This window comes from Microbispora sp. CA-135349, from assembly GCF_050947365.1.
GTDB lineage: Bacteria > Actinomycetota > Actinomycetes > Streptosporangiales > Streptosporangiaceae > Microbispora.
In genome coordinates this window covers 4777761-4803746 of sequence record NZ_CP192001.1, presented here as the reverse complement: position 1 = coordinate 4803746, position 25986 = coordinate 4777761, and the positions used below count along the sequence as shown (strand labels likewise).

Annotated in this window: 22 protein-coding genes; 16 read left to right on the top strand and 6 right to left on the bottom strand. The window is 70.0% G+C overall.

The window, feature by feature from the left end:
* Window positions 1-22: 22 nt before the first annotated feature.
* Window positions 23-1255: a hypothetical protein gene (locus tag ACQPZZ_RS22315; protein WP_432921382.1), complete on the top strand. Its 1233-nt coding sequence runs from the start codon at window positions 23-25 to the stop codon at window positions 1253-1255.
* A gap of 36 nt (window positions 1256-1291) precedes the next feature.
* Here the strand turns inward: ACQPZZ_RS22315 and ACQPZZ_RS22310 are convergent, their stop codons facing one another.
* Entirely contained in the window at window positions 1292-1960 is a 669-nt protein-coding gene (locus ACQPZZ_RS22310; protein ID WP_432921380.1) for an HAD hydrolase-like protein, read from the bottom strand.
* A gap of 42 nt (window positions 1961-2002) precedes the next feature.
* Complete coding sequence (locus ACQPZZ_RS22305; RefSeq protein WP_432921374.1) at window positions 2003-3145, bottom strand: ROK family protein; 1143 nt, start codon at window positions 3143-3145, stop codon at window positions 2003-2005.
* 104 nt (window positions 3146-3249) lie between these two features.
* Between ACQPZZ_RS22305 and ACQPZZ_RS22300 the strand changes: the two genes are divergently transcribed.
* From ACQPZZ_RS22300 to ACQPZZ_RS22270, 7 genes are all read left to right on the top strand, one after another.
* Entirely contained in the window at window positions 3250-3978 is a 729-nt protein-coding gene (locus ACQPZZ_RS22300) for an amino acid ABC transporter ATP-binding protein (protein WP_363647473.1), read from the top strand.
* A gap of 22 nt (window positions 3979-4000) precedes the next feature.
* Window positions 4001-4930 (top strand): glutamate ABC transporter substrate-binding protein, encoded by a 930-nt coding sequence (locus ACQPZZ_RS22295; protein WP_363647471.1) that lies wholly within the window; start codon window positions 4001-4003, stop codon window positions 4928-4930.
* The gene (locus ACQPZZ_RS22290) at window positions 4930-5574 is read left to right on the top strand and encodes an amino acid ABC transporter permease (protein ID WP_363647469.1); all 645 of its coding nucleotides are present in this window, start codon (window positions 4930-4932) and stop codon (window positions 5572-5574) included. The genes ACQPZZ_RS22295 and ACQPZZ_RS22290 overlap by 1 nt, the downstream gene beginning before the upstream one ends.
* A complete protein-coding gene (locus ACQPZZ_RS22285) occupies window positions 5571-6398 on the top strand; it encodes an amino acid ABC transporter permease (protein WP_363647467.1) in 828 nt (275 codons plus the stop codon). The genes ACQPZZ_RS22290 and ACQPZZ_RS22285 overlap by 4 nt, the downstream gene beginning before the upstream one ends.
* Window positions 6385-7335, top strand: coding sequence for an asparaginase (locus tag ACQPZZ_RS22280; protein ID WP_363647465.1), 951 nt, complete (start codon window positions 6385-6387; stop codon window positions 7333-7335). The genes ACQPZZ_RS22285 and ACQPZZ_RS22280 overlap by 14 nt, the downstream gene beginning before the upstream one ends.
* A 38-nt stretch (window positions 7336-7373) precedes the next feature.
* The gene (locus ACQPZZ_RS22275; RefSeq protein ID WP_432921367.1) at window positions 7374-8120 is read left to right on the top strand and encodes a copper homeostasis protein CutC; all 747 of its coding nucleotides are present in this window, start codon (window positions 7374-7376) and stop codon (window positions 8118-8120) included.
* 65 nt (window positions 8121-8185) lie between these two features.
* Complete coding sequence (locus tag ACQPZZ_RS22270) at window positions 8186-8920, top strand: alpha/beta hydrolase (RefSeq protein WP_432921364.1); 735 nt, start codon at window positions 8186-8188, stop codon at window positions 8918-8920.
* Here ACQPZZ_RS22270 and ACQPZZ_RS22265 read toward each other — a convergent pair.
* Complete coding sequence (locus ACQPZZ_RS22265) at window positions 8907-11048, bottom strand: MMPL family transporter (protein WP_432921361.1); 2142 nt, start codon at window positions 11046-11048, stop codon at window positions 8907-8909. The two genes, ACQPZZ_RS22270 and ACQPZZ_RS22265, sit on opposite strands and share 14 nt — an antisense overlap.
* A gap of 70 nt (window positions 11049-11118) precedes the next feature.
* Window positions 11119-11523, bottom strand: coding sequence for a hypothetical protein (locus ACQPZZ_RS22260; RefSeq protein ID WP_432921358.1), 405 nt, complete (start codon window positions 11521-11523; stop codon window positions 11119-11121).
* Between the two features lie 358 nt (window positions 11524-11881).
* Here ACQPZZ_RS22260 and ACQPZZ_RS22255 point away from each other — a divergent pair, with 358 nt between their 5' ends.
* Window positions 11882-15790, top strand: a complete 3909-nt coding sequence (locus ACQPZZ_RS22255) for a ThuA domain-containing protein (protein WP_432921355.1) — start codon at window positions 11882-11884, stop codon at window positions 15788-15790.
* Window positions 15791-15883: 93 nt separating this feature from the next.
* Window positions 15884-16525, top strand: coding sequence for a hypothetical protein (locus tag ACQPZZ_RS22250; protein ID WP_432921352.1), 642 nt, complete (start codon window positions 15884-15886; stop codon window positions 16523-16525).
* Between the two features lie 205 nt (window positions 16526-16730).
* Here the strand turns inward: ACQPZZ_RS22250 and ACQPZZ_RS22245 are convergent, their stop codons facing one another.
* The gene (locus tag ACQPZZ_RS22245) at window positions 16731-17894 is read right to left on the bottom strand and encodes an ROK family protein (RefSeq protein ID WP_432934484.1); all 1164 of its coding nucleotides are present in this window, start codon (window positions 17892-17894) and stop codon (window positions 16731-16733) included.
* 320 nt (window positions 17895-18214) lie between these two features.
* Here ACQPZZ_RS22245 and ACQPZZ_RS22240 point away from each other — a divergent pair, with 320 nt between their 5' ends.
* From ACQPZZ_RS22240 to ACQPZZ_RS22215, 6 genes are all read left to right on the top strand, one after another.
* Window positions 18215-19660 (top strand): sugar ABC transporter ATP-binding protein, encoded by a 1446-nt coding sequence (locus tag ACQPZZ_RS22240; protein ID WP_363640514.1) that lies wholly within the window; start codon window positions 18215-18217, stop codon window positions 19658-19660.
* Complete coding sequence (locus ACQPZZ_RS22235; RefSeq protein ID WP_363640512.1) at window positions 19657-20655, top strand: ABC transporter permease; 999 nt, start codon at window positions 19657-19659, stop codon at window positions 20653-20655. Before ACQPZZ_RS22240 ends, ACQPZZ_RS22235 begins: the two co-directional genes overlap by 4 nt.
* Window positions 20652-21593, top strand: coding sequence for an ABC transporter permease (locus tag ACQPZZ_RS22230; protein WP_432921347.1), 942 nt, complete (start codon window positions 20652-20654; stop codon window positions 21591-21593). The genes ACQPZZ_RS22235 and ACQPZZ_RS22230 overlap by 4 nt, the downstream gene beginning before the upstream one ends.
* Window positions 21580-22800 carry an ABC transporter substrate-binding protein gene (locus ACQPZZ_RS22225; RefSeq protein ID WP_363640508.1) on the top strand — a complete coding sequence of 407 codons (1221 nt, stop codon included), beginning with the start codon at window positions 21580-21582 and terminating at the stop codon, window positions 22798-22800. The genes ACQPZZ_RS22230 and ACQPZZ_RS22225 overlap by 14 nt, the downstream gene beginning before the upstream one ends.
* 17 nt (window positions 22801-22817) lie before the next feature.
* Window positions 22818-23636, top strand: coding sequence for a sugar phosphate isomerase/epimerase family protein (locus ACQPZZ_RS22220; protein ID WP_432921344.1), 819 nt, complete (start codon window positions 22818-22820; stop codon window positions 23634-23636).
* 95 nt (window positions 23637-23731) lie between these two features.
* Complete coding sequence (locus tag ACQPZZ_RS22215; RefSeq protein ID WP_432921341.1) at window positions 23732-24517, top strand: SDR family NAD(P)-dependent oxidoreductase; 786 nt, start codon at window positions 23732-23734, stop codon at window positions 24515-24517.
* Between the two features lie 15 nt (window positions 24518-24532).
* Here the strand turns inward: ACQPZZ_RS22215 and ACQPZZ_RS22210 are convergent, their stop codons facing one another.
* Entirely contained in the window at window positions 24533-25927 is a 1395-nt protein-coding gene (locus ACQPZZ_RS22210; RefSeq protein ID WP_432921338.1) for a lectin, read from the bottom strand.
* Between the last annotated feature and the right edge of the window lie 59 nt (window positions 25928-25986).

The following is a 25986-nucleotide window of genomic DNA, read 5'->3' as shown; positions in this document are numbered from 1 at the left end:
TCGTCGTCAGAGAGGGATCGGCATGAGCGGGCAGAACGAACAGCAGATCGCGGAAGCGCTCCGGGCCGCGCCGCCCATCATCCTTGCTCCTGGCCCCAAGGAGCCTCCCACCCAGATCCCGCCGGTGCCCAACGATGTCTGGGCTCTGCCCGGTGGCACCGCCTGGGTGTACTACGGGCAGGGCAACCGCGCCCTGACCGCACCCGTGATCATGGCCGACGGCTTCAACACCGGACCCAGCACACCCGAGTTCTCCTGGAACGCCCTGGAGTTCAGCGGATTCCCGCTCCTCAGCGAACTGCGCAAGCGCGGCAAGGACGTCGTCCTGCTCGGTTTCACCGAGCGAAGCGCATCGATCCTGGACAACGCCGAAGCCGCCATCGCCGCGATCCGGGAGGCGATCGCGCGGCGGCAGGGCGGCCATCCGCTCACCGTCGGCGGCTTCAGCATGGGCGGCCTGGTCACCCGATACGCCCTGGCCAGGCTGGAAAGCCAGGAGAGGATGGACCACCAGACGGAGCTGTACTTCTCCTACGACAGCCCGCACCGCGGTGCGTGGGTGCCCATCGCGCTGCAAGCGTTCGCGCACTACATCCGCCGGCTCGACAGCCGGTTCTCCGACCAGATGAACAGCCCGGCCGCGCGTCAACTGCTGTGGCAGCACATCGAAGGATGGCAGGACGAGCCCGACACCGACGAGGAGCGCAAGGAGTTTCTCGCCGCGCTGGAGCTCGTCGGCAACTGGCCGCGCAGGCCCCGGCTGATCGGCGTCGCCAACGGCGTCGGCTCAGGCCAGGGCAACGGCATCACGCCCGGCCAGACCGCCCTGCGCGGCAAGGGCCTGGCCATCACCGGCACCGACCTGCGCACCCAGGCGACGGGCGACGACTCGCTCGTCGCCGCTCTTCGGGTCGTGACCGCGCAGCGCCCGGAGATCCGCACCACGGACCTGCCCGATATCGACGGCGCCCCCGGCGGCATGCTGGAGGGCTTCGGCATCCTCGCCGACGCGCTCAACACGTTCACCGGCCTCGGCATGGGCGTGGACAACCCGATCCGCTCGCACTGCTTCGTCCCGGCGGTCAGCGCCGTCGCCATTCGCGACATCGCCACCAACGACGATCTGTACGCCCGCATCGACAGCCTTCCTGCCGACGCCAGCGAACTGGACGAATTCACGCTCGCGTCCCAGAACGAGGGGCACACCGCGATCACCCAAGAGCTCGGCACCTGGATCCTCGACCGGCTTCCTTAGGCGGTCGCTCGCGTGGCCAGGCCCCGAAGGTGACGTTCACTCCGCCGCGGGCGCGCCCGAGGCCGCCTGCGACAGCACGTCGAGAAGGCGCTCGGGCGTGCCGGCGACGGCGATGACGCCGGGAGCGGCGAACTCGGCCGTCTGGCCGAAGCCCCACGTCACCGCGACGCACCGCACCCGGCACTCGGCCGCGCCTGCGACGTCCTCCCCGCGGTCGCCGATCATGACGGTCGCCTCGGGCGGGGCGCCGAGGAGGTCGAGGGCGTGGCGGATGACGTCCGCCTTGTGCCGCCGGGATCCGTCGAGCGTCGCTCCGGCCACGTACGCGAAGAAGCCGTCGAGCCCGAAATGCACCAGGATCTTCTCGGCGTAGACGGCCGGTTTCGACGTGGCCACCGCCAAGGTCCAGCCGCCGGCGACGAGAGCCTCCAGCACGGCGGGGATTCCCGCGATGACCTCGTTCTCGTACATCCCGGCCGCCGTGTAGCGCTCCCGGTACGCGCGCACGGCGTCATCGACACGCTCCCGCGGCACGCCGAGCCGGAGGAAACCGTCCTGGAGGGGAGGGCCGATCATGGCGCGGAGCTGCTCGTGCTTCACCTCGGGAAACCCGATCGCGGACAGGGCGTACCGCATCGAACCGACGATGCCGGTCTCGGGATCGGTCAGCGTGCCGTCGAGGTCGAAGAGGCAGTAGCGCGTCACTTACGGCTGTCCAATCGGGGTCGCGTCCATTCGGGCGGGTGTTCAGGCGAGCACGGCGTCGAGCAGCAGGGACCCGGCGCCGAGCAGGGCGGCGTCCGGCCCCGACCGGGTGGTGGAGATCTCCAGGTCGCGGGTGGCCAGCGGCAGGCACCGTTCGTACACCGCCGCGCGGATCGAGGCGATCAGCGGCTCGGCCGACGACAGGCTGCCGCCTACGACGATCGCGTCGGGGTTGATGAAGTTGACCAGCACGGTGAGCACCTCGCCGATGAGCCGGCCGGCGTTGCGCACCAGGGCGGTGGCCTCGGGGACTCCGTCCCCGACCAGCGCGACGACGTCGGCGGGCCGCCGCACCTCGATGCCCTGCTCGTTGAGCACACCCATGAGCGCCGCGCCGCTGGCGTAGGCCTCCAGGCAGTCGTCGTGCCCGCAGGAGCAGGTGACCGACGAGTCGCTCCTGACCCGCACGTGGCTGATGTCTCCGGCGGCGCCGCGCCCCCGGTGCAGCGCGCCGTTCACGATGACGCCGCAGCCGATGCCGCTGCCGGCCTTGAGCACCATCAGCGTCTCGCACTTCGGCCATGACCTGGCCTCTCCCGCCGCCATGAGGTTGGCGTCGTTCTCCACCAGGACGGGCAGGTCGAAGTGCGCGCCGAGGCGTTCGGCGACGGGGAAGTTGTTCCAGCCGGGCATGCGCGAGGGCGCGACGACCCGGCCGGTCGCCGGGTCCACAGGACCGGGTATGCCCGTGCCGACCCCGCGCAGCGGGACCCCGGGCGGGCCGTGCGCGGCCAGCAGGTCCTCGAACGCGGCCGCCATCCAGTCGATGGTCGCGTCGGGCCCCGCCAGGATGTCGCAGGGACGCTCCTCGACCACCAGCGGGGTGCCGCTGAGGTCGAGGAGGCCGAGCCGCGCGTGGTGCGCGCCGAGGTCGGCGACCGCGAGCAGTCCCGCACCGGGGCTGAGCCGCAGCCGCCGGGGTCGCCGGCCGCCGCGCGAGGTGCCCGCGCCCTCCTCCACCAGCAGCCCGCTGCCGATCAGTTCTTCGACGCGGAGCGAGACGCTGGAGGCCGCCAGGCCGGACAGGCGGGCGAGCTCGGCCCGCGACTCGGCGTGGCCGGCGGCGACGAGGCGCAGGAGATCGCCCTGCGCCCCCCGCACCGGCAACCTCTCTTTGCCTGGCATGGAGGAAGGAATACCACGACTTTACTTTCTGCGCCAACGCGTTGACTTCGCCCATAATCATCCATTACGGTCCGCCATATCTTCGATTTCGAAGGAAGTTGGCGATGATTCGGGTACGAGGCCTCAACAAGTGGTTCGGTGAGCATCACGTGCTGCACGACGTCGACCTCGACGTGGCGCGCGGCGAGGTCGTGGTGGTCATCGGGCCCTCCGGGTCCGGCAAGTCGACGTTGTGCCGGTGCCTCAACCGGCTGGAGGCGGCGGACTCGGGCGAGGTCCTCGTCGACGGCGTCCCCGTGCCCGAGGAGGGCCGCGCGCTGGCCCGGCTGCGGGCCGACGTCGGGATGGTCTTCCAGAACTTCAACCTCTTCCAGCACAAGAGCGTGCTGGAGAACGTGATGCTCGCGCCGATGAAGGTGCGCGGCGTGAGCCGCGCCGAGGCCGAGCGGACCGCCCACGAGCTGCTGGCCCGGGTCGGCATCGCCGAGCAGGCCGGCAAGCAGCCCGCACGGCTGTCGGGCGGGCAGCAGCAGCGCGCCGCCATCGCCCGCGCGCTCGCCATGCGGCCCAAGGTCATGCTCTTCGACGAGCCCACCTCGGCGCTCGACCCGGAGATGGTCGGCGAGGTCCTCGACGTGATGACGGGCCTGGCCGCCGACGGCATGACCATGGTCGTCGTCACCCACGAGATGGGGTTCGCGCGCCGCGCGGCCGACCGCGTGGTGTTCATGGACGGCGGCCGGATCGTCGAGACGGGAGAGCCGAACGCCTTCTTCGACTCGCCCCGCACCGATCGGGCCAGGGACTTCCTGGCCAAGGTACTCACGCACTGATCGCAAAGGATGGTGGACCCCGATGGTGTCCATTAAGCGGGTGGCCGCTGTCGCCGCCGTGGCGATGGCCGGCCTGACGGCCTGTGCCGGGACGGACTCGGCGAGCTCCGCCGTGCCGGGCGCGGCCGCGAGCGAGGGCGGCGGGAGCGGCGTGCTCGCGAACGCGCCGGTGGCCGCCGCCGCCGACATCCTGCCCGGCTCGACGATGGAGAAGATCAAGCAGCGCGGCGAGCTGATCGTCGGGGGCTCACTCGACGCGCCGCTGCTGTCCCAGCAGAACCCCGCCACCGGCGAGGTGGAGGGCTTCGACGCCGACCTTGGCAAGGCGCTGGCCAAATACATCATCGGGCAGCCGAAGGTGAAGATCGTCAACTCGGCGTCCGAGACCCGCGAGGCGCTGCTGAGCAACGGCACCGTGGACGTGGTCTTCCAGACCTACACGATCACTCCGGAGCGGGCCGAGCAGGTCGCCTTCGCCGGTCCTTACTACTCCTCGGGCCTGTCCATCGCGGTCAAGAAGGGCACGACGGGGATCTCCTCGCCGCAGGACCTGAACGGCAAGACCGTCATCGCCGGGGCCAACACCCCCGCCATCCCCGAGATCAAGAAGCTCGCGCCGCAGGCGAAGATCATCACCTTCGGCGGCGACCCCGAGTGCGTCCAGGCGCTCAAGCAGGACCGCGGCGTCGCCTACGTCCAGGACGAGACGCTGCTCGTCGCCGACGCCAAGAAGGACCCCGAGCTGCAGGTCGTGACCAAGCCGTTCACCCAGGACCCGTACGGCATCGGCCTCAGGCACGGCGACGACCAGTTCAAGTCGTTCGTCAACGACTGGCTGAAGAAGATCCAGGCCAACGGCGTATGGCAGGGCATCTGGAAGAACTCCCTCGGCACGGTCGTGCAGGGCGAGGCCCCCACGCCGCCCGAGATCGGTTCTGTGCCGGGTTCCTGATGTCGGCACTCTTTGATCACCTGCCCGAGTTCTGGCAGGGGCTGGTCGTGACCCTCCAGATGACCGCGGCGTCGTTCGTCGGTGCCGCGGCCGTGGGGCTCGTGATCGTGGCGATGCGGGTCGGGCCGGTCCCGGTGCTGCGCACGGTCGCGACCGTCTACGTCGAGACCCTGCAGAACCTCCCGCTGCTCGTGCTGCTCGTGCTCGCGGTCTTCGGCCTGCCCGAGATCGGGCTCACGGCCGGCCTGACCACCACGGCCATCGTGGTGATCGCGCTGTACGAGGGCGCCTACATCGCCGAGGCCCTCCGTTCGGGCGTCAACGCGATCTCCGCCGGTCAGGGCGAGGCGGCCCGCGCCCTGGGGCTGACGTTCGGCCAGTCGCTGCGCCACGTCGTGCTGCCCCAGGCGCTGCGCACCGTCGTGCAGCCGATCGGCAACATCTTCATCGCGCTCACGATGAACACCTCGCTCGCGGCGGCCGTGGGCGTGGTCGAGCTGACCGCCGCCGCCAACCGGGTGAACCTGCTGGAGGCGCAGCCCATCCCGATCTTCGTGGGGGCGGGCCTGGCGTACGCGGCGATCGCGGCCTGCGCCGGGTTCGTGACCGGGCGGCTCGAACGGCGGCTGGCGGTGGCGCGGTGAGCAACCTGCTGTTCGACGAGCCGGGCCCGCGCGCCCGGCGCCGCATCCGCCTGGCCACCGTCGCGGGCGTGGTGGTGCTGCTCGCCCTGCTGGCCCTGGCCGTGCGCCAGTTCGCCGCCAACGGGCAGCTCGCCGCCGAGCGCTGGCAGCCGTACGCGACCTGGCCGATGTGGCGCTACCTGCTCGGCGGGCTGTGGTCCACCGCCCTGGCCGCCGTCGTGTCGGCCGCGCTCGCGATGGCGGCCGGGATCGCCCTCGCGCTCGGACGGCTGTCGCGGCGCCGCTGGGTCCGCCTGCCGGCCGCCGCGTACGTCGAGGCCGTGCGGACCATCCCGGCGCTGCTGCTGGTCTACCTCGTGCTGTTCGCGCTGCCGAGGTACGGCCTGGACCTCCCGCTGTTCTGGAAGCTCGTGGTGCCGCTGGCCGTGTCCAACGCGGCGGCGTTCGCCGAGATCTTCCGGGCCGGGATCAGGTCCGTCGAGCGGGGACAGGGGGAGGCCGCCCTGGCCCTCGGGCTCACCCACGGGCAGTCGATGCGGCTGGTCGTGCTGCCGCAGGCGGCCCGCCGCGTGCTGCCCTCGATCGTCAGCCAGTCGGTCGGCCTGCTGAAGGACACCTCACTCGGCTTCGTCGTCAGCTACGCCGAGCTGCTCTACAGCGGCAAGGTCCTGGCCAACTACAACGGCCTGCTCATCCAGACGTACATCGTCGTCGCGCTGGTCTACCTCGTGGTCAACGCGTCGCTGTCCGCGCTCGCCCGTTCCCTCGACCGCAGGGGCAGGGGCGGGACGCGCAGGAGGAAGAACACCCGTGTCCCTCGCTGAATACGCCCCGCTCGCGGAGGTCGTGCGATCCGGTTTCGTGGAGAGCGTCCACTTCGGCAGCGCGGTCGCGCTGTCGGCGGGCGGGGAGGTCGCCGTCGCGCGCGGCCCGGTGAACGCGCCGGTGCTGCCGCGCTCGTCGGCCAAGCCGTTCCAGGCGCTCGCCTGCCTGCTCGCCGGGGCCCACCTGCAGGGTCCCGCGCTCGCGATCGCCGCCGGCAGCCACACGGGGGAGGACTTCCACGTGCGGCTCGTGGCCGAGATCCTCGGCGGGGCCGGGCTCGCCTTCGGCGACCTGCGCTGCCCGCCCGACTGGCCCGAGGACGAGACCGCCCGGCAGGGCCTGGTGCTGGCGGGCCTCGGGCCGTCGCGGGAACGGATGAACTGCTCGGGCAAGCACGCCGCGATGCTCGCCGCCGCCGTGGCCGCGGGCGCGCCCACGGCCACCTACCTCGACCCCGGCCACTTCGTGCAGGAGCGGGTCAGGTCGGTGGTGGAGGAATTGTCGGGGGAGAAGGCCGCGCACGTCGCCGTCGACGGCTGTGGCGCGCCGCTGTTCGGGATCTCGCTGACGGGCCTGGCCCGCGCCGTACGCGCCATGGTCGTGTCCGCGCCGGGGACGCCGCCGCGCGCGGTCGCCGACGCGATGCGCACGCATCCGGAGTACGTCGGCGGGACCGGGCACGTGAACACCCGCCTGATGCGGGCGCTGCCCGGCGCCGTGGTGAAGGGCGGCGCCGAGGGTGTGCTGGTCGTGGCGCTCGCCTCCGGGCACGCGGCGGCCGTCAAGGCGATCGACGGCGGCCCCCGGGCGACGACGGCGGTCGCTCTCGCCGCACTGCGGGCCGCGGGCGCGGACGTCTCGGCGGCGGCCGAGTTCACGACCGTTCCCGTGCTGGGCGGGGGAGCTCCGGTCGGCGAGATCAGCGCTGTTTTCTGAGTGGCCGTTTTCTGAGTGGCGGTTTTCTAGGGGAGACGATGAACCTGACGTATGAGATCTGCATCGACAGCACGGCCGGGGCGCTGGCCGCCGAGCGGGCGGGCGCGCACCGCGTCGAGCTGTGCGCCGCGCTGTTCGAGGGCGGCCTGACTCCCACCCTGGGCACGGTCGAGGCCACGCTCGCCGCGGTCTCCTCGATCCGGGTCCACGTGATCATCCGGCCGCGCGGCGGCGACTTCGTCTACGACGAGCACGAGGTCGCGGCGATGGCCCGCGACGTGGCGGCCGTACGCGACGCCGGGGCGCAGGGCGTCGTGATCGGCGCGCTCACCCCGGCGGGGGAGGTGGACGTCGAGGTGTCCAAGCGGCTGATCGAGGCGGCCGGAGGGCTCTCGGTCACCTTCCACCGGGCCTTCGACATGACGGCCGACCCGTTCGCCGCGCTGGAGACGCTGGCGGGGCTTGGGGTCGACCGGGTGCTCACCTCAGGTCAAGACAGCTCGGCACTGGAGGGCGCGCCGCTGATCGCCGAACTGGCCGAGCGGGCCGGCGACAGGCTGGTCGTCATGCCCGGTGGCGGCATCACCCCGCGGAACGTGGGCCGGGTGGTCGAGGCGACCGGGGCGAGGGAGATCCACTTCGCCGCCCTCGTGGACGAGCCCAGCCCGGCCGTCCACCGCAACCCGTACCCCTTCATGGGCGGTGAGCTGCGCCAGCCCGAATACGTCCGCAGGGTCACCTCGCCCGCCCTGGTCTCGGAGGTGATCGCCGCCGCCCGCGGCTGAAGCCGGGCCGCATCGCGGTGACCCGCGGGCAGGAGGGGTAGACCCGTGGGCGGGGGGTGAGGCCGATGGCCACGCCGGAGCGGAGCCGGCCCCATCCGGGGCCCGAGGAGGGCGTGCGGCACGGCCGGTTGTCCGCCCGCCCCGTGGCCGTCGCGCGAGCGGCGTCCTCTCCCGAACCGGGGGTGCACCGCCTGGACGGGCGCGCCCTGTTCTCCGTGCCGCCCGCTCAGGGCGCGGGGCCGTCCGCGCTCGCCGTCGTGCTGCATGGCGCGGGCGGCACCGCGGAGCAGGCGCTGGAGTGGCTGCTTCCGCAGGCCGAGGATCTCGGCGTGCTGCTGCTCGCGCCGCAGGCCGTCTCCGCCACCTGGGACGTCATCGTCGGCGGGTACGGCGCGGACGTCTCCAGGATCGACGCCGCGCTGGAGGAGGCGTTCTCCCGCGCGGCCGTCGACGTCGGCGGGGTGGCCGTGGCCGGTTTCTCCGACGGCGCCTCCTATGCGCTGTCGCTGGGGCTGGCCAACGGCGACCTGTTTCACGCCGTGCTCGCGTTCTCTCCGGGATTCATGGCGCCCATGATCCGGCACGGCCGTCCCCGGATCTTCGTCTCGCACGGCACCTCCGACCGGGTGCTGCCCATCGACCACTGCAGCAGGCGGCTCGTCCCGCAGCTGCGGGACAGCGGCTACGAGGTGACGTACGAGGAGTTCCCCGGCGGGCATCAGGTGCCGCAGCGGACGGCCGCCGCCGCCGTCCGCTGGTGGATCCTGGGTCGCGGCACCGGCGACGTCAGCCCGGGGTAGCGGTCTGCTTGAACGGCCACCAGTTCCGCTCGCCGAGCATCATCGCGAGAGCGGGGACGAGCAGGGCCCGGACGAGGAAGGTGTCGGCGAGCAGGCCCAGGGTGACCACGAAGCCGATCTGAAACAGCGCCTCCATCGGAAGCACCATCAACGTCGCGAAGGTGGCGGCGAGCACGAGGCCGGCGGAGGTGATCACGCCGCCGGTTTGCTCAAGAGCCTCCGTCACCGCACGGCGGGTCTCGTGCTGTCGACGCCGCTCGCTGATCCGGCTGAGGAGAAACACGTTGTAGTCGACGCCCAGAGCGACGAGGAAGATGAACGCGTATATCGGCAGATTCGGGTCTGAGGCCGGTTGGCCCAGGAGGTGGGTGAAGATGAGGGAACCGACGCCGAGGGCGAAGCCGAAGGAGAGGATCACGGTCGCGATCACGTAGAGCGGCATCACCACCGCGCGCAGGAGCACAGCGAGGACGACGAGGATCAGGGCAAGGCTGATCGGGACGATCAGCCCGGTGTCACGGCCGAGTGCCTGGCGGGCATCGTAGTTCTCGGCCACGGTCCCGCCGATCAGGATGGTTTGGCCGTCGGCCGCGCGCTCAGCGATTTCGCGCAGCACTGGGACGGCGTCGGTGGACTGCTCCGAGAACGGATCCATCCGCAAGTCCGCGTCGAAGATGAGCAAGTCCTCCGCGGATCTTCGCCGGCCCTGCGCCTCCGCGCCCAGGGAGTCGCCGTCCGCCCCGACCGACCTCGCCACCGCGTGCATGCCGGCGACGGGTGTGTGCGTGCCTTCGGTGAGAGCGCTCTGGACCTTCCCGCCCACCTCGTCGGCGACGACGATGCGAAGCGGCGCCGCCCGGCCGGGGACGAAGTGGTCGCGGATCACCTGCTGGCCGAGGACCGAGTCCGGCGCCTCGCGGAAGGACTCGGAGAAGTCGAGCGCCGGACGCCCGCCGATGCCGGCCAGCGCGCCCGCGGCGAGGACGGCGGTGATCGCCACGGCGATCACTCTCGGGCGTGCGTGAACGAGGCCCGCGACGCGCCCCCAAAACGTGACCCCAGGTGCGGACTCGGGCTCGGGGCGGGGAATCGCGGGCCAGAACGCCCGTCGGCCGAGGGCGGTGAGCACCGCGGGCAGGAGCGTCAGGCCGGCACAGACCATGATCGCGACACCGAGGGCGAGGATCGGGCCCATCTCGCGCGTGGCGTTGAAGTCGGCGAGGGCGAGGACCATCATCGCGCCGACGACGATCGCTCCGGCGGAGACGATTGCCGGGGCGGTGCGCTGGGCGGCGGCGACCATCGCCTCCTCGACGTCCCGCGTCCGGCGCAACTCGTCGCGAAACCGCGCCACGATCAGCAGACAGTAGTCGGTGCCCGCACCGAACATCAGCACGACCATGATCGAGGTCGTCTGGCCGCTGACCGCGGTGAGGCCGACGGCGACAAGGCCGTAGGCCAGGCCGGCGGTGACGAGATAGGCGAGGGCGACGACTGCCAGCGGTACCAGAGCAACCAGCGGTGAGCGGTAGGTCGCGAGCAGCAGGAGCAGCAGTACGGCGATCGTCACTGCCAAAAGGGTCCCGTTGATCCCTTCGAAGGCAGCTTGCCGATCGGCCTCGAAGCCGGCACGGCCGGTCACGAAGGCCCTCAATCCGCTCGCGTCGCCGGCGGCCGACGGGACTACCTCGCGGATCGCCGCGACCGCCTGCTCGATGTCGGGCGTCGAGTCATCGGTCATCAGGACCGTGCTCAAGATGACGGTGTCGTCGGGTGAGGTGAGTAGCGAAGCCCCCGGGCTCATGTCGAGCGGGTCGGTCTCGCCGCACGCGCGTTGGTAGGGGGTGGCGACCATCGTCAAGTTCGGGATCGCGCCGGACCGGCACAGCGCGAGGGCGTCGGCGTCCGCGCGCCGTCCGTCGTCCGCGGTGATCCCACTCTCGCGGAAATAGGCGATCACCGCCGCTGTCTCGCTGCCGCGCCGGAACCGCTCGTCGATGATCCGCTTGACCGCCGCCGACTCCGATCCTCGGACGAGGAAGGTCTCGCTCTCGTCGTCGGCCTGCTCGCTGAGTTTGGCGTGTAGCGGGACCGCGAGCATCGCGAGCGCAAGCCATACCGCGATCACGACCCACCGTGACCGCCGGCCGGCGGCGATTACGGAAGCCCTGGTGAGAGGTCGCATCGGGTCGCCGGCCTTAGAGCCCACCACCGACCCCTTCTATATCGCTGACGACGCCATGCGCGATATAGACGTAGATCCTCGTCGGGTCGATCTCTATCGGCACGGGCCGGCTCTTGCCGTCCTCGCGAGAAACGACGATTTCGCAGCTGTGACGGGCCGCCTTCTCGCGCGCCTCGGCGAGCTCCAAGCCGAGCAGTTCCGCCGTGTCGAAGGCGTTCTCCGCGGGCCTGTACTGGTTGACGCCCCCGTTCTGCCCGGTCTCCACCATCGGGCATTGGAGGGCGGTCAGGTCGCGCCCCCGCGTCTTCGCCTCCCCGGAATCGTCGCTACAGCCCGTCAAAGCCAGTGCTCCGACGGCGATCGAAACTGTGGCCGCAGCGACGCTGAGAAGCCGCCGGTGAACCGTCTGCCCGCTCATAGCGGGGACGCTAACCGACGAAACCGTCTCGTTCAAGAGAACTAATGCCTCGGGCAAACAAAACGACTGCATCTTCGGGGCTGACTTTTTCGTGTACGTGGAGAAAGTCCTTGACACATGGACAAAAGGCGCAGACGCTACGTCTAACCTCAGGCGGTCGAACCACATCGCTCCGGCCGCGGGGCTGGTCGCCGCCGCATTGGGAGAGGAAGTGAGTGGTATGCGGAACGCCGCGCTGCCCGCGCGGAGTGTGAGGCGTTCTTTAACCGCGCTGACTGCGGTCGCTCTTGGGGCTCAGATGCTCGCCCCGGCGACCACTGCCCAAGCGAAGAGCACCCACCTGCCGGCTGCTGCCCCGGTGACGAGCACCGGGCCGGCCAATCAAGGCTTCCTTGCGGCTCCTGCCAAGGAGGAGGACGGCAAGAGGGTCCTCATCTATACCGGCACGACCGGGTACCGGCACGCGGAGGCGATCGACAACGGGCGCCCAGTGGTGCAGGCCGCTCTCAAGGCCGCAGGCTACGAGGTCGACTGGGAGGACTGCGACAACAACGGTGGCGGCACGAACAACTGCGACAACCCGAACAAGAACCCCCGGATCTTCACCGACGACAACCTGGCCCGATACAACGCGATCCTGTTCCTCAACGCGTCGTGGTCATGGGCCGGCGGCGGCCGGACCGGACCGCTCCTGGACCAGGCCCAGCGCGATGCGTTGATCCGCTTCACCCAGAACCGCGGCGGGATCGCGGCCGTGCACAACATGACCGACGCCGGCGCCGGCGCGTCCGTATGGGACTGGTGGGACGGCGGGCCGGACAGCGTCATCGGCACGACGATGACCGCCCACTCGAATGGGTCGGCGACCGGCAACGCCGCAACCGTCCAGGTCGCCGACCACAACCACCTCTCCACCAAAGACCTGCCCGACACCTACCAGCTCGCCGACGAGCACTACAACTTCGTCCGCAGCGTCCGGGGCACCCACCACGTGCTCGAGACCTTCGACGAGCGCACCTACAACACCGGCAGCCAGAAAATGGGCCAGGACCACCCCACGACGTGGTGCAAGCTCTACGACGGCGACAGGGTCAAGGACGGCACCGCCACCCCGCGGTCCTACAACGACGGACGGACCTGGGTGACCTCGCAGGGTCACTTCGGCGTGCGGTACAGCGAGAACGGCGGCGACAACCCGCTGGTCAAGCAGATCGTCGGAGGGGTGCGCTGGGTCGCCGGCGAGGGAAACAAGACCGACTGCTCGGGCACCGTGTGGTCGAACTTCACCCGCACGACCCTGGTCGACAATGCGAACGGCCCGATGGCTCTCGACGTGGCGGCGGACGGCAAGCTCTACTGGACCGAGATCGGCCCCGCGACGGGCTACCAGTCCCAGGGCTACGTGAAGATGCACGATCCGAACGGCCCGCCGAACAACTCGACCACGGTCGCGACGATCCCGACCCGCGCCGACCACGGCAACTCCGAGGACGGCGTGCTGGGGATGAGCCTGGAGCCGGGCTTCGACCTGTCGAACCCGAACAAGCGCGACATCTACGTCTACTACTCCCCGCGCAACCCCGACTGGCCGACCACGGGCAACCAGCAGACGGTCGGTTACAACCTGATCAGCCGCTTCACGCTGAACGAGGCCGGCACCGCGTTCGTGCCCGCACCGGCGGGCGGAGCCGCCGACCCGGCACATCCATACGATGAGCGGCAGATCCTGCGCGTGCCCAAGGCGAAGATCTCAGGCAACCCCTCAGGCTTCCCGGGTGGCCCCACCGACAACGGCCCCGGCCATGTCGGCGGCGCGAGCCTGGTGTTCGACTCCGAAGGCAACCTCTACCTCGGCGTCGGCGACGACACCTCCCCGAACGCGCCCGGCCACAACGGCTACCCGCCGATGGACCATCGCGCCTCCGAGCGCTGGGACGCGCGCAAGACGGCGGCCAACACCGCCGACCTGCGCGGCAAGATCCTGCGCATCAAACCGATCGAGGACATTCCGCCTCCGGCCTCAGGGAGCGCCCCCGACCCCGGCCTGGACAAGACCTACACGGTTCCGAAGGGCAACATGTTCCCGCCGGGGACCCCGAAGACCCGGCCGGAGATCTATGCCATGGGCTTCCGGCAGCCCTTCACGGTGCACACCGACCCCGCCAACCCGGGTACGGTCGTCGTCGGCGAGTACTGCCACGACAACACGGTGGACCAGGCCAACCGTGCCCCGGCCGGCACCTGCGAGTGGGATCTGGTCGACGAGCCCGGCTTCCAGGGCTGGCCGTTCTGCGTCGGCGACAACTCGAAGACCAACACCACGTGGCGCTGGAACTACGAGACCAACTCCTCGACCGGTCAGCAGTACGACTGCTCGCTCGACAAGATCCCGGCCGACCTCGCCTGGGCTCCGCCGGGCGGCAAGAATTCGCAACCCACGTTCCAGGGCCTCGATGAGATTCCAGGCCCCGCCAAGTCGGCGACGATCTGGCGCAAGTACCCCGGCAACCCGGGTGGTCAGGATCCGATGGCCTTCGGCGACCTGGGCCCCGGGGGCATGCAGCCGGTCACCGGCCCGGTCTACCGATACAAGGACAGCTACGGTCCCGGTGCCTTCCCGCCCTACTACGACGGCTCGTGGCTGATCACCAACCGTGGCGCCGACAACGGGTTCTGGAAGGAGGTCCGCCTGCGGGAGGACAACAACCAGATGCTCCGGGTCAACGACTGGCTGCCGGTCAACCACTTCGGCACACCGAACAGCAGCTTCGTGATCCCGACCAGGTTCGGGCCCGACGGCGCCCTCTACATGGGGCGCTGGACCTTCGGCTGCTGCCGCAACCAGATCAACTCCACGATGAAGATGGAGCTGGTCAAGATCGAGTTCAAGCCCTCCACCACGTGCGCGGAGGACACCCAGGCACCGACGGTGTCGCACCAGATCGAGGGCCGGGCCCACCCCAGCCAGCAGAACACCTACATCGACTCGGCCACGCTCAAACTCACCGCCAACGATGTCGGTTGCGCCGGTGTGGAAAAGACCGAGTACCGCGTCAACGGCGGAGCGTGGACCGCCTACGACGCGCCGGTTCCGTTCAAGAACCCGGGGAAGTACACGGTCGACTACCGGGCCACCGATTACTCCGGGAACACATCCAACCCGCAGAGTGCCGTCTTCACGGTGCTCGACGGCGGCAGGACGCTCCCCACGACGTGCGACATCTTCGCCTCGGGCACGGGGTGGAGTCCCGGTAACTGCGAGATCACCCGCGGTGGCACCGTCACCTGGCACTTCGACGTGCCGGATGCGGGAATGCCGCACGATGTCTGGCTCGTGCCGCCCGGCGGCAATCCGGACCCGAACGGCGGCGACATCTTCGAGGTCACCAAGGGCGCTGTCTCGCCGGGAGGTCCGCCGGTCTCCTACACCTTCGATCGGGAGGGGACCTGGACGGTCATCTGCAGGCTCCACTCCGGCTTCGACGGCAAGAAGTGGGCAGGCATGGTCGCGACGGTCACGGTCGGCGGAGGGGCCAAGGGTGTCTACACCATCGCCCCGAAGCACAGCGGCAAGTACGTCACGCCGCAGGACGCCTCGACCGCCGATGACGCCAAGATCGTTCAGATGAGTGCGACGGAGGGCAGCGAGCAGCAGTGGGAGGCCATTCCCTTCACCGCCGGCGCCTACCAGCTCAAGAACGTCAAGAGCGGCAAGTGCCTTGACGTGCCGACCGGCTCGACCGCGACGGGCACCCAGCTCGTCCAGTACTCCTGCCATCCCGACGGACACAAGGACCAGGTCAACCAGCGGTTCTATCTCATCCCGTCCGGAGACGCCTACCAGGTCAATTCGGCGGTGAGCGGCCTGTGCCTCGACATCAACGGCAACTCCAAGGCCGACGGCGCCGCGTTGATCCAGTGGACCTGCAGCAACGCCGACAACCAGCGGTTCGGCTTCACCCCGGTTTCCTCTCCCGGCGTTCCGCTGACCGTGACCGCCTCGTCCCGCTGCGTGGGCACGTCGGCGTACGTGGCGGTGACGGCCGTCAACGACGGCGACGCGCCGGCCACGATCGAGCTGAACACCCCGTTCGGCAAGAAGACCGTGGCCGACGTGGCCCCGGGCAAGCAGGCCTACCAGTCCTTCAACGCGCGGGCCGGACAGATCGGCGCGGGCAAGGTGACTGTTAAGGGGACCGCGACGATCGGCGGCAAGCAGGTCACCTCGACCTACGACGCCGCCTACAACGCGATCAGCTGCGCCTGACCGCCGTACCAAACAGAAGCAACCGGGGCCGGCCGACCGGACGATTGGCCGGCCGGCCCCGCCCCCATGCCTCCCCAAAGATGGAGTCATCACGTGAAGACCAAGAAAACCGCCCAGATACTGGCCGTGTCGGTGCTCGGCCTGGTGCTTTCGGGTGTGGCCGGTCCCGCGATGGCGGCCGACGGACCCGGCGACGGCTCTGGCGACGGCATCGATGTGTCGGTGAAGATCGAGCCCACGACCACGCCCGGTCAGCTGTCGATGACGGTGGCCGACAACAACGGGGTGTCCCTCACCGAGAACGGTTCCGACGCCGCCGCCCGTCAGTTCACCGGCACCCTGCCGACGGTCACGGTGTCCGACACCCGCAACCCCGAGGACATCCCCGCCGGTGAGTTCTGGGCGGTCGTGGGCCAGTCGAGCCAGTTCGTCGCGGCCGACGACCCGGCCAAGACCATCGGCCCGCAGTACCTGGGGTGGAAGCCGCGTCTGCTGAGCGACTCCTCCACCGGGGCGGTGTCGGCCGGTGAGCCGGTCTCCAGTGTCATCTCCGACGGCACCGGAGCCCCGGAGGTGGGTCTGCAGGGTCAGGAGCTGCTGGTGTCGACCGCCAACTCCTCCGACGAGATCGGCACCTCGAAGGTCAACGCCGACCTCGCCCTGCGCACCCCGGTCGACGTCGCCGCCGGCGAGTACCACTCGACCCTGACCCTGTCGCTGTTCAACCAGACCTGAACCGTCGGCGGGACCGGAAAAGGAAACGGGCCCCCCTTCGCCCCGAAGGGGTGGCCCACCAACTGGGGAGCTATTCGGGAGTCCGAGCGCACTATTTTCGAGTCCCGCGTCCGGTTTGTGAAGGGCCGAAATAGGCGAACCTGCTGGAGGTGAGGAGCGGGTTCTGTGACGATCGGCGGATAGATATGCCGTGATTCGACAGAAGTTACCTGGTAACTGACCGATCGACGGTCTCGGGAGCCAGAATGCGCTCGATGACCATCACGGCGGCGCCGGTAACGCCCGCCCGGTCACCGAGTTCGCTGGCGCGAATGCTGAGACTCTGGGTGGCCAGCGGCAACGAGCGGCCGTAAATCATTTCGCGGACGCCTGCCAGAAGGTGATCGCCCGCTTCGACCAGGTCGCCGCCGATCACGATCAGTGTGGGGTTGAAGAAGTTGACGATCGAGGCGAGCGCGCTGCCGACCTCTCTGCCGCTCTGCCGGACAAGGCGGATGGCCAGGGGATTGCCTTCCTTGGTCAGGCGGACGACGTCCCGGCCATCGGCGACATCAAGCCCCACGTCGCGGAGGCGGGCGACCAGAGCCGCGCCGCCGGCCACGGCCTCCAGGCAGCCGACGTAGCCGCAGCGGCACTGCACCTGGTCGATGGTGGGGATGCGGATGTGGCCGATATCCCCTGCGGCGCCTCGGGCGCCGCGATGCAGCCGGCGTCCGGCGATGATGCCGCAGCCGATGCCGGTGCCCGCCTTGACGAAGATCAGATGCTCGACCTCGGGGTAGACGGCCCAGTGCTCGCCCAGCGTCATGATGTTCACGTCGTTGTCGACGAGCACCGGAACGCCGAGCCGCTCGCCGAGCCAGTCGGGTACGGGGAAGCCGTCCCAGCCCGGCATGATCGGAGGGTTGACCGCCGTGCCGCTTTCGTGGTCCACAGGGCCGGGGAGGCCGACGCCGACTCCGCATACGTCCGACGCGGTGTGACCGCACTCGGCGAGCAACTCGCGGAAGGTGTCGAGAACCCAGCTCAGCGTCGGCTCGGGTCCGCGGTCGATGGGCAGGTCGGCGGCACGTTCCGCCAGGGCCGTGCCACCGAGGTCGCTGACGGCGATCCTGGCGTGGGTGACGCCGAGGTCGGCGGCGAGCACCATGCGGGCCTCCCGGTTGAAGGAGAAGGCGGTGGCGGGCCTGCCGCCCGATGGAGTCGTCGCCTCGGCGGGCAGGATCAGGCGCTGGTGCAGCAGAGCGTCAATCCGTTGGGACACCGCGCTCCTTGACAGACCGGTGAGCTGGACCAGCTCGGCGCGGGTACGCGCCCGCCCGTCGCGCAGGATCGAGAGTAGTGATCCCGCTCCGGTCCCCCCGGGCATGCCCTGAGCCACTGGCACTCCTTCGTACTCGACGTTTCCTTATGTCTTACACTACGCCGCCTTTTGCTTGACCGAAGTCATAAGTCGTGTATACGCTCGCGGCGATATGTAGCGGCACACCTATAGTTCTGACAAGCAGACCGCGTGTCGGTCGGGAGCGGGTTTATGAATTGTGTTAACGGCGTGCCCGAGCCGAGAATCCAGAGAGCCCAGCAGTACGGCATCGGCCGGGCCCTTGCTTACTTCGCCCCTGCGGGCGACCGCGCCACGCGAATGCGCGCGGCCTTTCTCTCCTCCGTTCCCGCGGCGGAGTAGAGCCGATGCTGACCATGACGGGCATCGGCAAGAGCTTCTTCGGCGTGCGGGTGTTGTCCGGCGTCGACCTTGCGGTCGCGGCGGGCGAGGTCCACGCGATCGTGGGGGAGAACGGAGCGGGCAAGTCCACGCTCATGAAGATCCTCGCCGGAGTGCACGCACACGACGAGGGAACGATCGAGATCGACGGCCGGCGCGTATCGTTCGGCCATCCGCTGGACGCCCAGCGCGCCGGGGTGGCGATCATCTACCAGGAGTTCAATCTGCTGCCCGAGCGGACCGTGTCCGAGAATGTCTTCCTCGGCAGGGAACCGATACGGCGCGGCTTGGTCGACCGGACCGCGATGGACACCGCGACCGCCCGGCTGCTCGCCGAACTGGGTGAGGATTCCTTCGGCCCCCGGCGGCTGGTCAAGCGCCTGTCGGTCGCTCAGCAGCAGGTCGTGGAGATCGTCAAGGCGCTGTCGCTCGATGCCCGGATCGTCGTGATGGACGAGCCCACCGCCGCGCTCGCCGAGCACGAGGTCGAGCTGCTCTACCGGCTGGTGCGGCGATTGCAGGAGCGAGGCATCGCCGTGCTCTACATCTCTCACCGGCTGCGCGAGGTGTTCGACCTCAGCGATCACGTGACGGTCATCAAGGACGGCAGGCTGGTCACCACGGTCGCCACCGAGGACGTCACCTCCGAGGATCTGGTCCGCCTCATGGTCGGGCGCGATCTGAACGGTTACTTCCCGCCACGCTCCACCTCGGCCGGGGAGACACGGCTGCAGGTCACCGGCGGCGGCAACGACCGGCTGCACGACATCGACCTGAAGCTGAACGCGGGAGAGATCGTCGGCATCGCCGGGCTTCAGGGCTCCGGCCGGTCGGAGCTGGCCAAGGCCCTGTTCGGCGCCGAGCCGTTCACCCGGGGCGAGATGACGCCGGTGCGCCCGCGCTCGGTCCGCGAGGGAATCCGCGCCGGAGTCGGCCTGGTGACCGAGGACCGCAAGAGCGAGGGCCTGGCCCTGCGCCAGTCGGTGCGCGACAACGCCCTTCTCGTGACCCGCGCGATGGGCCGTGGTGCTCGCCGCAGCGGGGTGCGAGAACTGCTGGAACGTGTACGGCTCAGGCCGCCCCGCGAGGAGCAGGAGGTTCGCTACCTGTCCGGCGGCAACCAGCAGAAGGTCGTGCTCGCCAAGTGGATGACCGTCGCCCCGAAGGTGCTCCTGTTCGACGAGCCCACCCGTGGGGTCGACGTGGGCGCCAAGGCGGCCATCCACGACCTGATGCGCGAGCTGGCCGAAGACGGCGTCGCGATCATGATGATCTCCTCAGAGCTGCCCGAGCTGATCGGCATGAGCGACCGCATCGTCGTGCTCCGGGAGGGCCGCATCGTGGGCACCCTTCCCGCGGGCTCCTCAGAGGAGGCCATCATGAGCCTGGCCGCGGGCGAGGTGTCCCCATGACCCAAAACGTTCTCGCTGATCGCAGGGCCAGGTTCTCGGCGCTGGTCAACCCCACGAGTGTCGTCTTCCTGGCACTGGCCGGCGTGATCCTCGTGGGCTGGACGCTGGTCGCCGTGGACGGTGGTCAGTTCCTCACCATGGAGACCGTCGTCGGGGTGCAGCAGCGCTCGGCGGCGCTCGGGATCGTCGCGGTAGGCCAGACGCTGGCCATCCTGGCGGGATCCCTCGACCTGTCGGTCGCCTATCTGATCAGCCTCACCTCGCTGGTCGCGGCGGTGACCATGGCGGGCCAGGACTCCAACATCGTGCTCGCGGTCGGCGCCGTCGTGGCAGTGAGCGCGCTGGTCGGGCTGGTCAACGGCCTGATGATCAGCAAGTTGCGCGTGCACGCGTTCATCGCCACGCTCGGCGTCGCACTGATCGTCAAAGGAATCCTGAGCGACCTCTACGACGGCCCGGCCGGCCGGGTGCCGGAGTCCTTCCAGCACCTTGGCTACGACCGGCTGGGCCCCGTGCCCGTCTCGGCGTTGCTCTGGGCCGCGGTCGCACTCGTCGCCTGGTTCCTGCTCAGACGGACCAAATACGGCTACCGGGTGTACGCCGTCGGCGGTGACGTCGAGGTCGCCAGGTTGTCCGGCATCCGCACCGATCGGGTGATCATCATCACGCACGTGCTGTGCTCGCTCTGTGCCGGGATCGCGGGACTGCTGCTGGCCAGCAGGCTCGGCGCCGGAGCCCCGACCGTGGGCACCGACGGTGGATACGACCTCGAGTCCATCGCCGCCGTCGTACTCGGCGGCACCGCGCTGGCCGGGGGCAGAGGCGGGGTCGCGGGCACCGTGGGCGGTGTGCTGTTGCTCGCCGTCCTGGACAGCGTGTTCAACCAGCTGGAAGTGAACTCCTTCTTCAAAGACGTCGTGCGGGGCGTGGTGATCGTCGTCGCCGTCGCCGTCTACGCCCGGCGTGCGGGCCTGGTCGGAAGGAGGCGGACGTGAAGCGTGCGCTGCCGATTCTCGCGGTGCTGGCGGTGCTGCTGGCCGCCATCGCGATCGTCAACCCGTTCTTCCTCGAACCTGCCGGGTTCCTCTCCTTCGTCAGGCGCGCCGCGCCCCTGGTCATCCTCGCCGCCGGGCAGTACCTGGTGATCGTCTCCGGCGAGTTCGACCTGTCGGTCGGATCGCTGGTCACCGTCGAGGTGGTCGTCGCCGCCCGCTTGATCGACGGGGACGAGGCGGCGACCTGGCCGGTGCTGGCCCTGCTGATCGTTCTCGGCCTGTTCGTCGGTCTGGTCAACGGTGCGGTGACGACCCTGCTCCGCGTGCCCTCGTTCATCACCACGCTCGGCATGATGCTCGTGCTGTCCGGCGCGGTCTTCCTGTGGACGGGCGGCGCACCGCGCGGCGCGCTCTCCCAGGCCTTCCGCATGTTCGGCAGGGAGACCGGATGGGCCGTGCTCATCCTCGTGGTCGTCGCCGTCGCGGCCGTGCTGCTGATGCGGGCGAACTTCGGCAGGACGCTCATCGCCGTCGGCGACAACGAGCGTGCGGCCGCCCTGTCCGGCGTACGGGTCACCAGGGTGAGGATCATCGCCTTCGCCCTCTCCGGCGTGTCCGCCGCGGTGGCCGGAATCCTGCTCGGTGGGTTCGCCGGCGTGTCCGCTCAGGTCGGCCAGGGACTGGAGTTCCAGGCGATCACCGCGGTCGTCCTGGGCGGCGTCGTCCTCGGCGGCGGTCGCGGCACGGTCATCGCCGCGATGGCCGGGGCGTTCACCCTGGAGGCCTTGTTCACCCTGCTCAACCTGTACGGCGTCTCCGGGGCGCTGAAGTTCACCGTGCAGGGCGTCGTCCTCATCGCCGCCGTAGCGGCCGGAGCCATCCGTCTTCCCTTCCTCAATGCCCCGAAAACAAAAGGAGACGCTCATGCCGCCTCATAGACCGCTCATCCTCGCCGTTACGGCTCTGACGGTGCTCGCCGTCGGCGGCTGCACCAGCGACAAGCCCAGCACCACCACCGCCGCCGACACGGCGCCGACCGCGGCCGCTTCGACGGCGCCGGCCTCGGGGACCGGTGAGCAGTCCAAGTTCTTCGTCCAGGCCGACTACGACGCTCAGCTCGCGATGCGGTCGCAGACGGCGGAGGGACCGGCGGACAAGCCCTGGGAGCAGGCCATCGCGCCGCAGATGGTGTCCACCGCCGAGTACAAGAAGAAGGATGGGCCATACCACCTGTGCTTCTCCAACGCGGCGGTCGACAACCCCTGGCGGCAGGTCGGCTGGAAGACCATGCAGGCCGAGGTGGCGTTGCACAAGGAGATCTCCAAGCTCACCGCCCTCGACGCCGAGGGCAAGGACGACAAGCAGATCTCTGACATCGCCGAGCTGCAGGCCAAGGGGTGCGACGCGTTGATCGTCTCGCCCAACACGACGGCGACGCTCACTCCGGCCGTCAAGGCCGCCTGCGGCAAGGTCCCGGTCATCGTCTTCGACCGGGGCGTGGAGACCGACTGCCCGGTGACGTTCATCAAGCCGATCGGCGGCTACGCGTTCGGTGCCGACGCGGCCGAGTTCCTCGTGGAGAAGGTGCCGGCCGGCGGGAAGATCCTGGCGCTGCGCATCAGCCCCGGGGTGGATGTACTGGAGACCCGCTGGTCGGCGGCGAAGGCCGCCTTCGACTCCAGCGGCCTCCAGGTCGTCGGTGTGGAGTTCACCGATGGCGACGCGGCCAAGGCCAAGGGCATCGTCAACGACTACATCCAGCGGTACGGCAAGCTCGACGGCGTCTGGATGGACTCGGGAGCCACCTCCGTGGCCGTCGCCGAGGCGTTCGAGGACGCCGGCATGCCCGTCCCGCCGATGACCGGTGAAGACCAGCAGGACTTCCTGCGTAAGTGGAAGGACGACGGTCTGACCGCCGTCGCTCCCACGTACCCCACCTACCAGTGGCGCACACCGATCATCGCCGCCTTGAAGATCCTCAAGGGTGAGGAGGTGCCGAAGGTGTGGAACCTTCCGCAGCCCAAGATCACATCGGAGAACCTCGACCGGTACCTGCAGCCGAACATGCCGCCGCTGCACTACGCGCTGTGCGGCTGTGAGGGCATGCCGGGATTCCCCGAGAAGTGGGGCGGTAAGAAGGGGTGAGCGCCTTCCCTCTCGGAGTGAACACCTGGGTGTGGGTGTCGCCGCTGACGGACGGCGACCTCGCGTCCCTGGCGCCCCGGATCGCGGCCTGGGGGTTCGACGTCATCGAGCTGCCGGTGGAGCGGCCCGGCGACTGGGATCCTGACAAGGCCGCGGCACTGCTGGCCGAACACGGGCTGAAGGCGTCGGTGGTGCTGGTCATGCCGCCGGGGCGGGAGCTCGTGGCGGCCACGGCCGGGGTCGTCGAGGAGACGCAGGACTACCTGCGGCACTGCGTGGACGTGGCGGTGGCCGTGGGCTCCCCGGTGATCGGCGGGCCCGCCTACGCCTCCGTGGGCAGGACCTGGCGGATGTCGTACGACGAGCGCCGGACGATCTACACCGAGCTCCGGAACAACCTGGAACCCGTGGTCGACTACGCCGGCGAGCGCGGTGTGACGATCGCGGTCGAGCCGCTCAACCGCTACGAGACCAGTCTGCTCAACACCGTTGAGCAGGCTCTCGAGGCATTGCCCGACGGATGCGGCCTGGCGCTCGACGTCTATCACATGAACATCGAGGAGAGGGATCCGGCGCAAGCCGTACGTGCCGCGGCGGGCCGGATCGCGCATGTGCAGGTCTGCGGAACGGATCGGGGCACACCAGGCGCCGACCGTTTCGACTGGCCCGCCTTCACCCAGGCCCTGCGTGAAGCGGGCTATGCGGGCCCCCTCGTCATCGAATCCTTCACCGCCCACAACCAGACGATCGCCACTGCGGCCTCCATCTGGCGGCCGCTCGCACCGAGCCAGGACTCCCTCGCCGTGGACGGTCTGGCCTTCCTCAGGTCGCTGTAGCCGGCGGCCCGCGGTTCCCCGCCACGGCGGGGAACCGCGGGAGCGCTGGTCTCGGGGGCTCACATTCCTACTTCTATGTAGGTAGTGTGGGTTTTATGACCACATCCGTCCACGGCCCGCACGCCGTACTCGTGACGGGCGCCGGATCGGGCATCGGCCGGGCGACCGCCGAGCTGTACGCCGAGCGCGGCGTCGCCGTCCTCGCCGTGGACCACGACGAGCGGACGCTCGAGGAGCTCGCCCCGCTCGACCGCGTGGTGACGCTGGCCGGGGACGTGTCGCTTGAGGAGACCAACCAGGCAGCGGTCACGGCGGCGGTGCGGGAGTTCGGCCGGCTTGACGCGGTCGTGCTCAACGCCGGCATCGGCGGCACCCGGCCCTGGGAGGCTCCCGGCGCGGTGGAGGCCGCGGATCGCATCCTCGCCGTCAACCTCCGCGGGCCGATCCTGGGCATCAGGGCCGCGGCGCCCGCGCTGCGCGAGGCCGGAGGCGGCGCGATCGTCGTCACCGCCTCCGTCGCCGGGCTGCGCGCCGACCCCGGCAACTGGGCCTACAACGCCTCCAAGGGTGCGCTGATCAACCTCGTCCGCGCCGCGGCGATCGATCACGCGCCCGACGGCATCAGGGTCAACGCCCTCGCCCCCGGGCTCACCTGGACGCGGATCAACGCCGGCGTCCGCCGGGACCCGGTGCTCACCGCCGAGATCGAGCGCCGCGTGCCGCTCCAGCGGTTCGCCGAGCCCCGCGAGCAGGCCGAGGCCGTCTGGTTCCTCACCTCGCCGGCCGCCTCGTACGTCACCGGGACCGCGCTGGTCGTCGACGGCGGCCTCGACGCGAGCCTCGGCATCCTCCCGCTGCCGGCATGGGGGAACCGGCCGTGAGGCGGCCGGGGACCCTCAGACGCGGGTCCACCTCTGGTTCGCGCCGCCGTTGCAGGTCCAGATCTGCACCTTGGCGCCGTTGGCCGTCTGGTTGCCGTTCACGTCCAGGCACAGGCCCGACTGGACGCCGGCCACGGTGCCGCCGGAGTTGAGCGTCCACTTCTGGTTGGCGCCGCCGTTGCAGTCCCACACGCCCACCGTGGATCCCGCCGTGGTCTTCTGGTCGAACACGTCGAGGCACTTGGTCCCGCCGAACGTGCGCAGTTCGCCGGAGGAGGTGAGGGACCACTTCTGGCCCGCGCCGCCGTTGCAGTCGTAGATCTGGACGGTCGAGCCGTTGGTCGCGGCGCCGCCGGCGACGTCGAGGCAGCGCCCCGACTGGCCGCCGACCAGCGTGAAGTTCTGCGGAGCCGGCGCGGCCGCCCAGGTGCCGGTGGCCGTGTCGATGGTCCAGGAGTCGTAGAACGCGCTCATCGAGGCGGTGGAGCCGCCGATCGTGAGCGGCAGCCAGACGGGTGTGGAGCTGTTGAGGTCGCCCGGGTTCCAGCGGTCGCCGACGTAGACGTACGTGGTGCCCGACGAACCCGAGACGGGCACGACGGAGGAGGTCTGGGAGTCGAACGTGCGGCTGCCGTTGGGCGCGAACGTGGTGAAGCCGCTCCACGGCCCGGACAGGGAGGTCGCGGTGGCGTAGACGTTGTCGTTGGTGGACCAGCCCGTCAGGTGCGAGGCGAAAAGGAAGTACCGCCCGTTCACCTTCACCATCGCCGGGGACTCGAGGTCGGCGAGCACCGCCGTCGTGCTCACCGCCTGGGTGTAGTCGGCGGACAGCCGGTCGATGCGCAGGCCGTGGCTGCGGTCCTCGGTCAGCAGGTACGCCGTGCCGTCGTCGTCCTTGAACAGGCCCAGATCCCGGCTCTCGAACCCGAGCGGACGTGAGGAGCCGCGGTAGGTGTACGGCCCGCACGGCGTCGGGCTGGTGGCCACCCCCGCGCGCGCGTCGCCGTAGGAGGAGTTGTCGATGTGCACCCACATCACGTACTGGCCGGTCGCGGAGTTGTAGATCACCTTCGGCCGTTCCACGATGCGCCCGGCCGCGAGGTCGCCGCCGCTCTGCCGGCTCAGTGCGTCGCCCACCCGCGTCCAGGTCGCCAGATCGGTCGAGGAGTAACAGGCGACCGCCGTGAACGTGGCGCCGGCGGACTTGTCCTCACCGACCATGTAGTAGGTGGAACCGACCTTGAACACGCCGGCGCCGTGTGCCTGCAGCCGGTTGCCCGCGGTGTCGTACCACAGGACGCCGGGACGAAGCGTCGCGGCGGCGGCGAACCCGGGGGCGGGCGTGAACAGCCCGGCCATCGTCAGGACGGCCGTGCCGAGCGCCGTGAACCACGTGAGTATTCGTCTCATGGGCGCCTCATCGGGTGGAAGGGCGGGCGGGGGACGGAACGCCGGCGTCCGGCTTCGGG